Origin of the sequence: Phenylobacterium sp., from assembly GCF_016793285.1 — a bacterium.
In the GTDB taxonomy this organism is placed as follows: Bacteria; Pseudomonadota; Alphaproteobacteria; order Caulobacterales; family Caulobacteraceae; genus Phenylobacterium.
In genome coordinates this window covers 12821-25490 of sequence record NZ_JAEUMO010000029.1, presented here as the reverse complement: position 1 = coordinate 25490, position 12670 = coordinate 12821, and the positions used below count along the sequence as shown (strand labels likewise).

Genomic DNA, 12670 nt, shown 5'->3' with positions numbered 1-12670 from the left:
TGCAATTGCGGGAGATCGGCGGAAGCCCTACGGTTTCGCTCTGCGCTGCAGGAGCATCCCGTTGATCCGCAAGCCGACCCTGTTCGCCCACGTCGTGTACCGCACGCGCCGCTTCGAGGAGATGATCGCCTGGTACGAGGCGGTGTTCGGCGCGCAGGTGCAGCACGAGAACCCGGCGATGGCGTTCCTGACCTATGACGGCGAGCATCACAGGTTCGCCTTCCTGAACCTCGCGGTCGTCGCGCCGGACGGGACGCCGGAGGCCGACAGGCGCGGCGCCGTGGGCGTCGACCACGTGGCCTACACCACCGCCTCGATCACCGACCTCCTGGAGAACTACGCCGAGCTGAAGGCCAGGGGCATCACGCCGTACTGGTGTGTCCACCACGGGCTGGCGGCATCGCTCTACTACGCCGACCCCGACGGCAACCAGATGGAGTTCCAGGTCGACGCGTTCGAGGGCGACGGGTGCAACGACTTCATCCGCGGCGAGGCGATGAACCAGAACCCCGTGGGCGTCGAGTTCGATCCCGACGCCTGGCTCGCGCAACTGCGCGGCGGCGCGCCGGAGGCGGAACTGCTGGTCCGCACGGTCCACGAACCGATCTCGCCGATCCGCGGGTTCGCGGGCGCGCTGTAGCGCGGCGTTCTTTGTCGGCAGGCGTCGCCGAACGACGATTGCCTCGCCCCCGATCAGTCCAGTTCGATGTCCAGCAGGCGGACGAACTGCTGGCCGCAGTGCATGTCGCGTTCGACCTCGCCGCCCTGGGGACTGGTGCGCGGATAGGAGACCTTGAGGATGTCGAGGTCGGCCACGCGATGGTGCTGCACGAGCGCCGGATCGGCGCCGAAGAGGCGCGCGAACAGGGTGGGACCCAGCGCCGGGCTCCCGGCGTAGCGGGCGAAGTGGTCGGCGTCGCGGAAGAAGAGGTCGACCGTCACCCAGTAGGGTCCGGCGTTCTTGGAGCGGACGTGGCGGCAGGCGTCCCTGACGGTGGTCATGCGGCGGCTCCTTCGCGCAGGTCGATCCAGGCGGTGCGGACGAGCTGCATGGCGTCGTCCACCGCCACCACATGGTTCAGGCGGAACTCGAACACCGGGCCGCGCTCGATGTCGGCGGGCGTGAAGGCGAAGCCGTAGCTGGGCAGCTCCTGGTCCGCGACGATCGGGAAGTGGAAGAACCAGGCATTGCAGGCCTTGGCGATGCGGGTGGCCAGCGCCTGGGTCTCGGCGGTGGCCACGAAGAGGACGCCGACCTCGCGCGGCGGCGGCGTGCCGGGCGGCGGACGGTCGCCGGAGACGGCGTTCCAGCCGTAGAGCCTGAGAGAAAGGTGGAAGTCGCCGGCCTCCGGGCCGAGGCTGCGGCGCGCGCGCTCGTAGAGGGCGCCCAGCATGCGGTCGTGGAATTCGTCCAGGCGGGAGAGCACCTCGGGGTCCTGGATCCCGATCAGCATGACGGTCTGGTAGCGGCCCCGCGAGGCGCCTTCGAGCTTCATCGTGTAGGGCTGCGGCTCCCAGACCGAGCCGGTGACGCGAACGCGGCGGTCGTCGAGGGCGACGTAGCGGGCGTGGGTCACGTCGAGGACGCCGCCGGGCTCGGTCAGCCGGAACGGGTTGGCGTTCTCGTAGAGCATGTGGGCCGAAACGCTGTGCGGATCGCAGCGGTTGGCGGGGTTCAGCGGCTCCACCTCGAAGCCGTCGGTTCCGATGGTGACGAGGACACCGGCGCCGTCGGCCGGCCGCACCGTGCATTGCGAGCCGCACTCGGCGATCTTGGCGGCGTGCCAGGCGGCGCCGGCGTCCATCCCGTGCATCAGGGCGAAACAGGCCAGGACGGCGGTGTCGGTGGTCCGGCCGCCGATGATGACGCTCGCGCCGGCCTGGAGAGCGGCGACGTAGGGCTCGGGCCCCATGGCGGCCACGATGTGGTCGCAGCCGTCGATCGTGGCGTCTTCGAGCGGGCCCAGGGGCGGGAGCGGACGGATCCTGCCCGCGGCGTTCAGGGCCTTGAGCGTCGCCTTGTCCTGCTCGGAGTAGAGCAGGGCGATGCGGGGGCTGAGGCCGCGCTCGCGGGCGATCTCCAGGGCGATGTCGCGGGTCCAGTCGACGTTGAGGTCGCCGCCGGCCTGCCCGGCCGTGCCGATGATCACCGGGATGCCCGCCGCGGCCCCCGCCTGCAGGAGGATCGCGAGGTCACGCTTCACGGCCCCGCGGTCGTTCTTGGAGATGCCCAGCGCCAGGTAGGCCGCGCCGCTGTCGGTGGAGCCGGCGTCGGTGGCGATGGCGTGGGCGCCGAGTTCGATGCCGCGGCGCACCTCGGTCTCGCGCACGCCGCTGCCGAGCGACCCGGACGGGACGAGGATTCGGATGGGTCCTTCGGTCATGCGTCATCCTCTTTCAGGCGCGCCACGGGATGGCGCCGGTCAGGCCCATGGCGATCAGCAGCACGAGGCTGACCAGCACGGCCCACTTGAGCGCGAAGCGCTGCGCCTCGCCCACCTCGACCTTCAGCAGGCTGCAGGCGAGGTAGATCGGCGCCAGCAGCGGGCTCAGCGTGTGGACGGGCAGGCCGACCAGCGAGGCGCGGGCGATGGCGACGGGCTCGATCCCGAAGGCCGCCGCGGCCTTGGCGACGACCGGGACCACGCCGAAACAGTAGGCGTCGTTGGACATCACGAAGCTGAGCGGCAGGGCGGCCAGGCCCGCGATCACCGCCATGGAGGGGCCGACCCCGGGCGGGATGACCGAAAGCACCGCCGACGCCATGGCGTCGGCCATGCCGGCGCCGTTCAGGATGCCGGTGAACACGCCCGCGGCGAAGATCAGCAGGAACACCTGCAGCACGTTGTCGGCGTGGGCGGCGAACCGCGCGCGCTGGTCGGCCAGGCGCGGGTAGTTGACCGTCAGCGCGACCGCGAAGGCGCCCATCATCAGCACCGGCAAGGGCGCGAGGCCGGAGATCATGCCGACCAGGAGGGCGAGGGTGAGCGCGAGGTTGAACCAGAGGAGCGTCGGTCGGCGGGCATCGTCCTCGGCTTCGGGCTGGCCGACCGGGGCGGCCACGGCAGGCGCGCCCGGGACCCAGCCCAGGCGGCGGCGCTCGGCGCGGCCGAACATCCAGGCCAGCAGGAAGACGACGGCCAGGCCGGCCAGCATCGCGGGCAGGATCGGCCCCACGACGTCGGCCAGATCCACATGGAGCGCCGCGGCGGCGCGAGCGGCGGGACCACCCCAGGGCAGGAGGTTCACGAGCGCGCTCGACAGGCCCAGCAGGGTCGCCAGGATCAGCGGGTTCATCCCGACCTGCCGGTAGACCGGCAGGAAGGCCGAGATGACGATCAGCGCGGTGCTGGTCCCGTCGCCGTCGAGAGAGACGAGGGTCGCGAGCACCGCGGTGCCGAGGCTGATGCGCACCGGATCGCGGCCGACCACGGCCAGAACCCCGCGCACGAGGGGCGCGAACAGGCCGGCGTCCATCATCAGCGCGAAGTAGAGGACCGCGAAGCCGAGGAAGAGGGCGGTGGGCGCGACCTGCCCGACGCCCTCCAGGATCATGCGCCCGAGGTCCGGGCCGGCGCCGGCCAGCAACCCGAAGGCGATCGGGACCGCCAGCAGGGCGGCGACAGCAGACATCCGCCGCGTCATGATCAGCGTCATGAACGTGGCCACCATGGCCGCCCCGAGCACGGCCGGGTGGGTGAGGAACGCGGGCATGGCGACGGACTAGCGCGGCTGGCCGCGGATCCTTTGCCTGGTTTTTTACATCGGGCCGAAGAAGCCGGGCTAAGCTCCGGTCGATGATCAATCGCCGCGAGAACTGGATCGCCGCGCTGCCCGCCGACATCCGCGCGGAACTGGAGGCGTGTGCGGTTGTCCGCGACTATGCCCGCGGCGCGGTGATCTGCGAGGCGGGCGATCCGGCGAGCGGCGTCCACCAGGTGGTCGAGGGCTACATCAAGGTGACGGGTGTGACCTCGGCCGGCGAGACCGCCCTGATCGTCGTCTATGGGCCGGGCAACTGCTGGGGCGAGTCGCCCCTCATCGCGGAACGGCCGCACCACCACACCACCACGGCCATGACGGACGTCCGGGTCCGCCACTTCCCACGCGCGGGCTTCCTGCGGATCTACGCGGCGCACCAGGCCGTCAGCATGGCGCTCTGCCGCAAGTTCAGCCGCTCGATGTCGCAGCTCATCCGGCGCGAGGCGGCGCAGTCGCGCGAGCGCATGGCCCGCCGCGTGTCGGGCTGCTTCTACGCCTTCCTCAACGGCGCGCCGGAGCCGCCGGCCAACTGCTGCACGATCGACGCGCCGCTCACCCAGACCGACATCGCCGACTTCCTGGGCGTCACGCGACAGAGCGTCCAGCCGGAGATCGCCGCGCTGAAGGCGGCCGGGATCGTGGAGAAGCGCGGCGGCGTCTGGGAAGTGCTCGACGTCCGCGGCCTCAGACGCCGGGCGATGGACCTCGAGATCGCCTGAGCGCGCCGAAGCCCGAGTCGCTGGCCAGTGTCGAGGCGGAGAGGCGGTCCGCTTAGACCCGCTGCACGGGGCGACGCCGACGCATCATCCCTCCCACGGCGCCGAAGCCGATGATCATCAGGCTCCAGGTCGCGGGCTCCGGGATAGCACCTGGGGGCGGCGGCGGCGGTGGAGGCGGCGGAGGAGGCTCCATGCCGGTTATGGCATCCAACTCGACTATCCTCGCCCCAGGGGTGATGGCGGCGCCGCGAATTATGTAATTGTGTGGGGAGACCTCAAAGTGAAAGAACTGATAGTTCCTTCCAGAGAAGTTGTCCGATATTCTTATTCTATTGCTTCCGTATGATTGCGTGTAAGAATCAAATATGCGAGTTCCCGAGTTGGCAAGATATACAAACGAAAGTGTATCGTAGTTGACGCCATCCATACTCGCGGAGAGAGAGTACCACTCGATTCCGCGAAACGCATTGTTGGGATTGGAATTGGAGTCGTCTGCTAGAAATATATTGAATCCGGTCAGGTATATGGGCTGATCCGTCCGCCATGACAGATAATTTGTAACCCCCGGAGCGCCCCAGTCCTCAAACACCAAGTTTCCCTGCTCGGGTCCTGGCACGTTGTATCCGAATGCAGCCGCCAGCGCAGTGTTCGCCTGGGGCTGGGGGAAGTACCGGGTAATGACGGATCCGCGATCCCAGTTCCATGCGTCCGTACTCGAGATTTCCGAGAAGTCGGTCGGGGTGACAGTCAGTGCTGCATACCCGGTCGAAGGAAGGAGTGCGCCCGCGCACAGGGCAACAACCGTCAGCCCGACTCTAAGCGTCATCTATTGAACCCTTTTGCCCCTGCCGACCGGTAGAAGAGGCGGAATTGCCGGCTTCCCGCCGCCCACTGCCTCAGGAGGGCGCAACCGATTACGTGGCGCATGACCCAAATGGGCCAAGCCGCGATTGCCGTGCTGGCATAAGACCTGCACTGATAACGTCGGTTTTTCCCCTAGGAAGGGTGGGCGGTGGAGGGTGAGTGACGTTCAGGCAGCGTCGCAGGCGATCGACGCCGCGCCGTTCGCAGACGACGGTTGGCAGGATGCCTTGCGATTGACTGCCGAGAGTTGCGGCGGCTGGGTCGCGCAATTGCTCGGGATCACCGATCGCCTGGAGGTTCGTTGGAACTGGCAATCAGGTCTTGCCCTGGAGGCCAGCGCCGACTTCGAACGGAGGATGGCGGACAACCCGCAGGTCAACCCCCGCGCCAGCATCGTCAGTACGCGCGCCATGATCATCCGGACCGACGAGAGCTTCATCGAGGACGCCGACCGCCACCGCAACGCCTTCTACCGGGAATTCTACGATCCGCTCGACGTCTCGCACGTCGGGATCGTCAAGCTCGCTACGCGCCAGGCGGATACCAACAGCGTGCTTGCCGTTCTGCGAACAGGCGCGCGTGGGGCGATGGAAGCTCGCGACCTCGAGGTCATGTCGGCGCTGATCCCGCGCTGGGATGCGGCCGTCAGGGTAAATGCCGCCCTGGAAGGCGAGGCGGCGACGCTTGTCGCATCCGGCCTCGAGGCGCTATCGACACCGGCGTTCGTTCTGAACCGGTTTGGGCGGATGGTCGCCCTTACGGCAGCGGGCGAGACGGTTCTAATGCGGGGTTCGCCTCTTCGGCTCAATCGGAGCGGCGGCCTCTCGGCGACGGAGCCCTCCAACGCTCTCCGCCTTCGCAAAGCGCTGGATGCCGTCCTGTCGCTCGCCGACGCCGTGATCCGACCAGTCATTCTGCAGGACGCCGATGGACCCATTGTCGCGGAAATCGCCCGCTTGCCGCGGGGGCTCCACGATACAGGCCAAGGCGCGGCGGCGATCCTGATCCTTGCCCGCCAGACACGCTCGGCGTCGCAGGTGATGGAACTGCTGCGTGAGGCGTACGGACTGACGACGGCCGAGGCCGAGGTCGCCGTCGCGCTGCTCGCAGGCCGCGCCATGGAGGAAATCGCCAGCCTCCGGCGCGTGAGAGTGCAAACCCTCCGAAACCAACTCAAATCGATTTTCGCGAGACTCGGCGTTTCGTCGCAGGCCCAACTGGTGGCGAAGCTCAGCCGCATCGTGGGCGTTCCCTCGCCGTAAGCTCCAGCGGTCCCACAGTCCCACAGAAAGAGCGCGGTCCTGGACGCGGCGAGCATCGTGGGAATCAGCCCGCCCTCGCCTGAGCGCGCTCGCCTTACGCCACGTCGCGGGCGTCAGTCTGGCAGTGCGGACAAGGGAGAGCGCCATGAGCGACCACATCGCGGGCAAGACCATCGTCATCACCGGCGCGGGCGGCGGGTTCGGGCGGCTGGTGGCGCAGAAGGCGGCGACGCGGGGCGCGCTCGTAACCTGCGGCGACGTCGACGAGGCCGGGGTGCGCGAGACGGCGGACGGGATCGTGGCGAGCGGGGACAAGGCGCAGGGGCTGGCGGCAGACGTCACGCGACTGGAGGACCTGGTGGCGCTGGTGGGGGCCAGCGTCGAGGCGTTCGGCGGGGTGGACGTGATGGTCAACAACGCCGGGATCATGCCGCTGGCGTTCTTCTCGGATCACGCGGCGGCGCACGCGGCGTGGAGCCGCTGCATCGACATCAACATCAAGGGCGTGCTGAACGGGATGGTCGCCGCCTACGACCCGATGATCGCGGCGGGGCGCGGGCAGATCGTCAACATCTCGTCGATCTACGGCAACTTCCCGGTTGTGGGCGCGGCGGTCTACGGGGCCAGCAAGGCGGCGGTGAACTTCCTCTCGGAGTCCCTGCGCATGGAGGCCCGCGGCAAGATCAAGGTGACGACCGTGAAGCCGACCGGCGTGCCAGGGACGGGGCTGGCGGGGGCCATCGTGAACCCGGCGGCCGTCGTCGGCATCGTGGGCCACAACATGCCCGACTTCATGCAGGCGATGGGCGAGATGCGCGAGGGCGCCGGCAGCCGGCTGGACGCCGCGGAGATCGACTACGCCGCCCTCGCGCCCGAGCACATCGCCGACGCCGTGCTGCACGCCATCGACCAGCCCTGGGGCGTCTCGATCGGCGAGATCACCGTGCGCGCGGCGGGGGACCACTACATTCTCTAGCCCCGCGGGGGGCGCAGGGATACGCAAGGACCCAGAACGGCCCGGCCGAGTCCCGGCGGGCCTGGCGATGCAGCGCGGCGCCCAGGCGCCTGCGAACGATGGGGTTCGGCATGAGGGTTCACGTTATTCTGGCGCTGGCCGCGGCCGGCCTCGGAGGCTCTGCGGCGGTCGCGCAGCCCGCGCCGCAGACGCCGCCGCCGCCCGTGCAGGCGACGCAGGGGCCCGAGGACAAGGCGCTGAACCCGGAGCGGCAGCCGCCGGCCCCCGCGCCGGCCGTGACGCCGGCCCCCGGCGCGAAGGAGGAGGCCAGGCCCGCCAAGCCGCCGAAGTGGGACGTCAGCGCGCCGCCGGGGCTGACCGTGCGCCAGTTGCCGCTCAACGTGGACGAGGGCACCTGGATGAACCTCGACGTCAGTCCGGACGGGAAGACGATCGCGTTCGACCTGCTGGGCGACATCTACACGATGCCCATCGCGGGCGGACCGCCGACGAGGATCGCCGAGGGGCTGGCCTGGGAGGTGCAGCCGCGGTTCTCGCCCGATGGCAGGCGGATCGCTTTCACCTCGGACCGTGGCGGCGGCGACAATATCTGGATCATGAACGCCGACGGGTCGGACAAGCGGCAGGTCACCAAGGAGGACTTCCGCCTGCTGAACCAGCCGAGCTGGAGCCCGGACGGGCAGTTCATCGCCGCGAAGAAGCACTTCACGACCGGCCGCTCGCTGGGGACCGGCGAGATCTGGCTCTACCACGTCTCCGGCGGCGGCGGCGTGGTGCTGGTGAAGCGGCCGAACGAGACGCACCAGAAGGAGCTGGGCGAGCCGGTCTTCGCGCCGGACGGCAAGTCGATCTTCTATGAGCGGAACGTCACGCCGGGCCCGATCTTCGAGTACGCGCAGGACTCGAACGGCGACCTTTTCCACATCGAGCGCTACGACCTGGAGACGGGCGAGATCTCGACGGCGGTGTCGGGGAACGGCGGCTCGGTGCGGCCGACGCCGTCGCCGGACGGCAAGAAGATCGCCTTCGTACGACGCGAGCGGGCGCAGTCGAAGCTGTACGTGAAGGACCTGGCCTCGGGCGTGGAGACCAAGATCTACGACGCGCTCGACGTGGACATGCAGGAGACCTGGGCGGTCATCGGGACCTATCCCAACTTCGCCTGGACGCCGGACGGCAGGACGCTGGTGTTCTGGGCCGGCGGCAAGATCCGGCGCGTGGGCGCGGACGGGACGGGCGCGGCGGTGATCCCGTTCAAGGTGAGCGACGAGCGCGGCGTGATCGACCCCGTCCACCCCAAGATCGAGGTGTCGCCCGACAGGTTCACGACCAGGATGACCCGGTTCGCGGCGGTGTCGCCGGACGGCAAGCGGGTGGTGTTCGAGAGCCTGGGCAAGCTGTGGGTCAAGCCGATGGGCGAGGGCGCGCCGGCGCGGCTGACGAAAGGCGACGAGGCGAGTCTGGAGCTGTTCCCGGCCTGGTCGCGGGACGGCAAGCAGGTCGCGTTCGTGGCCTGGACAGACGCGGGGCTGGGGCAGATCCGGACCGTGGCGGCGGCGGGGGGCGCGGCGAAGGCCGTGACCCGCGAGGCGGGGCACTACGCGCATCCGCAGTGGTCGCCCGACGGCAAGACCATCGTGTTCGAGAAGAAACGCGACGGCAGCCTCGTCGCGCCGCGCGGGTCGGAGAACCCGGGCGTCTATCGCGTGGCCTCGGGGGGCGGCGAGCCGGTGCGGGTGTCGAAGGACTTCGTGCGGCCGCAGTACGGCGCCTCGAACGACCGCGTCTTCATGTTGGGCTCGGAGAAGGGCAAGACCGTGCTCGTCTCCACCGACCTGAACGGCGAGGCCCGGCGGACCCACGCGGCGGGCGAGATGGTCAACGACTACAGCGTCTCGCCCGACGGGCGGACGATGGCGTTCCGGCAGAACTACGAAGCCTTCGTCATGCCGCTGATGCCGGGGACGCAGGAAGTGACGGTCGACCAGAAGGGCGGTCCGATGCCGGCCACGCGGGTCAGCAAGGGCGGCGCCGACTGGATCCACTGGAGCAACGGCGAACTGCACTGGAGCATGGGCCCGGCGGTCTACACGGCCGCGGCCGACCGGTTCTTCGCCACGGCGCCGGCGGGCGACGATGCGCCGAAGTTCGAGCCGCCGACGGGCGGCGTGTCGCTGGCCCGGACCGTCGAGGCCGACCGGCCGCGCGGTACGTTGGCGCTGACCGGCGCGCGGATCGTGACCATGGCCCGCGAGGACGGCGGCCTGATCGACGACGGCGTGATCGTGATCCAAAACCACCGCATCGCGGCCGTTGGCCGGCGCGGCGAGGTCCAGATCCCCGCGGACGCCCGGACCGTGGACGTGACGGGCAAGACCATCATCCCGGGCCTGATCGACGCGCATGCGCACGGCGCCCAGGGCGAGGACGAGCTGGTCCCGCAGCAGAACTGGTCGCTGATGGTGAACCTGGCGCTGGGGACCACGACGATCCACGACCCGTCCGCGCAGGCCTCGGAGATCTTCGCGGCCGCCGAGATGCAGCGGGCAGGCAAGATCCTGGGTCCGCGCATCTTCTCGACCGGGGAGATCGTCTACGGCGCGAAGAGCGCGCGGAACTACGCGGAGATCAACAGCCTGGACGACGCGCTCGCCCACGTCCGGCGGCTGAAGGCGCAGGGGGCGCTCAGCGTCAAGAACTACAACCAGCCGCGGCGGGACCAGCGCCAGCAGGTGGTCGAGGCCTCGCGGCGCGAGAACATGCAGGTGGTGGCCGAGGGCGCGGCGCTGTTCGGCCAGGACATGACCATCGTCGCCGACGGCAACGCCACGCTGGAGCACAACATCCCGCAACTGCGCCTCTACGAGGACGTGCTGAGCTTCTTCAGCCAGAGCAGGACCAACTACACGCCGACGCTGGTGGTGACCTATTCCGGCCTCGCGGCTGACCCCTACTGGCGCGCGCACACCGACGTCTGGGAGCAGCCGCTGCTGAAGGCGCACATCCCGCCGACCGTGCTGGCGGCCGACAACGTGCGCCGGCCCATTGCGCCCGAGGCGGACTACGTCGACGATGACAACGCCCGCGAGGCGCACAGGCTGGCCAGGCGCGGCGTGAAGGTCTCGATCGGCGCCCACGGCCAGCAGGCGGGTATCGGGTCGCACTGGGAGCTGTGGTCGTTCGTGCGCGGCGGGATGACGCCCGTGGAGGCGCTGCGGGCGGGGACGATCGTGTCGGCCCAGTCGCTGGGCATGGACGCCGACATCGGGTCGCTGGAGGCCGGCAAGCTGGCCGACCTCGTCGTGCTGGACGCCGACCCGACGGCCGACATCCGCAACAGCGAGAAGATCCACCGCGTGATGGTGGGCGGGCGGATGTACGACCCGACGACGCTGAACGAAGTGGTCACGGGCGAGCGCAGACGTGCGCCCTACTGGTGGGAAGCGAAGTAGCCGGGCCTCACCACATACCCCTGCTCAGCCCCGCGAATGCGGGATGAGCGGAGTTGGGGCAGGAACAGGACGCTCACGTCATGGGCGAACGGAGATGGACGATGCGTGTGTTCGTGACCGGGGCGACCGGGTTCGTGGGGGCGGCGGTGACCGCCGAACTGATCGGGGCCGGCCACACGGTGCTGGGGCTGACGCGGTCGGACGCCGGTGCGGCGGCGCTGGCCGCGGCCGGAGCCGAGGCGCATCGCGGGTCGCTGGCGAACGCTGCGAGCCTGACGGCGGGCGCGGCGGCGGCGGACGGGGTGATCCACCTGGCGTTCAACCACGACTTCTCGACCTACATGCAGAACTGCGACGACGACCGGCGCGCGATCGCGGCGCTGGCGGCCGGGCTGGCCGGGACGGCCAAGCCGCTGCTGGTGACGTCGGGCACGGGCATGGGCGCGGCGCGGCCGGGGCAGATGATCGGCGAGGACGATCCGGCGGCCAGCGCCACCGCGATCCCGCGCGCGGCGTCCGAAGAGGCGGCGCAGGCCGCGGCGGCCGAGGGCGCGAACGCCGGTGTCGTGCGCCTGCCGCAGGTCCACGACACGGAGAAGCAGGGACTGGTCAGCCCCTATATCCAGGCGGCGATCGCGAGGGGTTTCTGCGCCTATGTGGGCGAGGGCGCCAACCGCTGGGCCGCGGCGCACGTCGGCGATGTCGCGCGGCTGTATCGGCTGGCGCTGGAGCGGGGGACGCGCGGGGCGCGCTGGCATGCGGTCGGGGAGGAGGGCGTGACCCTGCGGGCCATCGCCGAGACGCTCGGCAAGCGTCTCGGACTGCCGGTCCGCTCGATCGACCAGGGCGAGGCGGCCGACTACTTCGGCTGGCTCGCGATGTTCGCCGGGCACGACGCGCCGGCGTCCTCGGCGCTGACGCAGGCGCGGCTGGGCTGGCGGCCGACCGGGCCCGGCCTGCTGGAGGATCTGGCGGACCTGAAGCTGCCGGCCTCTTGACCCGCCCCCTCTTGACCCACCCCCTCTTGACCCGGGGCCGCGCGCCGGGCTGATGGCGGCCCGCGCGAGGGCGCGAAGCTGGAGGGCGAGACGTGGCGTCGGTGATCCTGAGCGTGAGCGGCAGCGACCGGCCGGGGCTGACGGAGGCGCTGGCGGGCGCGGTCCTTGCCGCCGGCGGAAACTGGCTCGAGAGCCACCTGTCGCAACTGGGCGGGCTCTACGTGGGTTCGGTGCTGGTGGCGCTGGAGGCGGACAGGCTGGAGGCCCTGCGCGACGCGGTGCGGGCCGTCGACGCCGGCGGGCTGGAGGTGCGCATCGCGCCGTCCATCGAGGGCGCGGGGACCGGCGGCGAGGCGCTGCGGTTCAGCCTGGTCGGCCAGGATCGGCCCGGCATCGTGCGCCAGGTGACCGCGGTGCTGGCCGGCCTGGGGGTCAACATCGAGGCCTTCGAGACCCGCATCAGCCCCGAGCCCCACTCCGGCGGCGCCCTCTTCCACATGGAGGCCCGCCTGCGGCTTCCGGCGGGGATGGGCGCGGCGCAGGTGCAGGCGGCGCTGGAGGACATCTCGGCCGAGATCATGGTCGACGCCTCACTGACCCCGGCGGAAGGCTGAACCGGGCCGCGTCTGCACCGGAA

General features: G+C 70.2%; 11 protein-coding genes. 7 read left to right on the top strand and 4 right to left on the bottom strand.

What is annotated here, in order from left to right; genetic code table 11:
• Nucleotides 1-61: 61 nt before the first annotated feature.
• Complete coding sequence (locus tag JNL41_RS03425) at nt 62-640, top strand: VOC family protein (protein WP_293472871.1); 579 nt, start codon at nt 62-64, stop codon at nt 638-640.
• Between the two features lie 53 nt (nt 641-693).
• Here JNL41_RS03425 and JNL41_RS03420 read toward each other — a convergent pair whose 3' ends face one another.
• From JNL41_RS03420 to JNL41_RS03410, 3 genes are read right to left on the bottom strand one after another with little or no spacing between them, the layout of a single operon-like run.
• Nucleotides 694-1002, bottom strand: a complete 309-nt coding sequence (locus tag JNL41_RS03420) for a DUF4387 domain-containing protein (RefSeq protein WP_293472870.1) — start codon at nt 1000-1002, stop codon at nt 694-696.
• Nucleotides 999-2384 (bottom strand): acyclic terpene utilization AtuA family protein, encoded by a 1386-nt coding sequence (locus JNL41_RS03415; protein WP_293472869.1) that lies wholly within the window; start codon nt 2382-2384, stop codon nt 999-1001. Before JNL41_RS03415 ends, JNL41_RS03420 begins: the two co-directional genes overlap by 4 nt.
• A gap of 13 nt (nt 2385-2397) precedes the next feature.
• Nucleotides 2398-3714 carry a citrate:proton symporter gene (locus JNL41_RS03410; RefSeq protein WP_293472868.1) on the bottom strand — a complete coding sequence of 439 codons (1317 nt, stop codon included), beginning with the start codon at nt 3712-3714 and terminating at the stop codon, nt 2398-2400.
• A gap of 83 nt (nt 3715-3797) precedes the next feature.
• Here JNL41_RS03410 and JNL41_RS03405 point away from each other — a divergent pair, with 83 nt between their 5' ends.
• Nucleotides 3798-4481 (top strand): Crp/Fnr family transcriptional regulator, encoded by a 684-nt coding sequence (locus JNL41_RS03405; RefSeq protein ID WP_293472867.1) that lies wholly within the window; start codon nt 3798-3800, stop codon nt 4479-4481.
• Nucleotides 4482-4533: 52 nt separating this feature from the next.
• On the opposite strand, the gene JNL41_RS03400 is transcribed toward JNL41_RS03405, so the two are convergent.
• Nucleotides 4534-5307, bottom strand: a complete 774-nt coding sequence (locus JNL41_RS03400; RefSeq protein WP_293472866.1) for a PEPxxWA-CTERM sorting domain-containing protein — start codon at nt 5305-5307, stop codon at nt 4534-4536.
• 193 nt (nt 5308-5500) lie between these two features.
• On the opposite strand from JNL41_RS03400, the gene JNL41_RS03395 reads away from it, so the two are divergent.
• The 5 genes from JNL41_RS03395 to JNL41_RS03375 all read left to right on the top strand — a co-directional run bounded on the left by JNL41_RS03395 (nt 5501) and on the right by JNL41_RS03375 (nt 12647).
• Entirely contained in the window at nt 5501-6607 is a 1107-nt protein-coding gene (locus JNL41_RS03395; RefSeq protein WP_293472865.1) for a helix-turn-helix transcriptional regulator, read from the top strand.
• Between the two features lie 145 nt (nt 6608-6752).
• Entirely contained in the window at nt 6753-7583 is an 831-nt protein-coding gene (locus tag JNL41_RS03390) for an SDR family NAD(P)-dependent oxidoreductase (RefSeq protein WP_293472864.1), read from the top strand.
• A gap of 110 nt (nt 7584-7693) precedes the next feature.
• Complete coding sequence (locus JNL41_RS03385) at nt 7694-11035, top strand: amidohydrolase family protein (RefSeq protein ID WP_293472863.1); 3342 nt, start codon at nt 7694-7696, stop codon at nt 11033-11035.
• Between the two features lie 101 nt (nt 11036-11136).
• The gene (locus JNL41_RS03380; protein ID WP_293472862.1) at nt 11137-12033 is read left to right on the top strand and encodes an SDR family oxidoreductase; all 897 of its coding nucleotides are present in this window, start codon (nt 11137-11139) and stop codon (nt 12031-12033) included.
• A 92-nt stretch (nt 12034-12125) separates the two neighbouring features.
• Complete coding sequence (locus JNL41_RS03375; RefSeq protein ID WP_293472861.1) at nt 12126-12647, top strand: ACT domain-containing protein; 522 nt, start codon at nt 12126-12128, stop codon at nt 12645-12647.
• Nucleotides 12648-12670 lie beyond the last annotated feature (23 nt).

Bases quoted from the DNA above. Each gene is read 5' to 3' on its own strand.
- JNL41_RS03420 (WP_293472870.1), bottom strand. From the start codon at position 1,002: ATGACCACCGTCAGGGACGCCTGCCGCCACGTCCGCTCCAAGAACGCC.
- JNL41_RS03400 (WP_293472866.1), bottom strand. From the start codon at position 5,307: ATGACGCTTAGAGTCGGGCTGACGGTTGTTGCCCTGTGCGCGGGCGCA.
- JNL41_RS03410 (WP_293472868.1), bottom strand. From the start codon at position 3,714: ATGCCCGCGTTCCTCACCCACCCGGCCGTGCTCGGGGCGGCCATGGTG.
- JNL41_RS03380 (WP_293472862.1), top strand. From the start codon at position 11,137: ATGCGTGTGTTCGTGACCGGGGCGACCGGGTTCGTGGGGGCGGCGGTG.
- JNL41_RS03390 (WP_293472864.1), top strand. From the start codon at position 6,753: ATGAGCGACCACATCGCGGGCAAGACCATCGTCATCACCGGCGCGGGC.
- JNL41_RS03415 (WP_293472869.1), bottom strand. From the start codon at position 2,384: ATGACCGAAGGACCCATCCGAATCCTCGTCCCGTCCGGGTCGCTCGGC.
- JNL41_RS03385 (WP_293472863.1), top strand. From the start codon at position 7,694: ATGAGGGTTCACGTTATTCTGGCGCTGGCCGCGGCCGGCCTCGGAGGC.
- JNL41_RS03405 (WP_293472867.1), top strand. From the start codon at position 3,798: ATGATCAATCGCCGCGAGAACTGGATCGCCGCGCTGCCCGCCGACATC.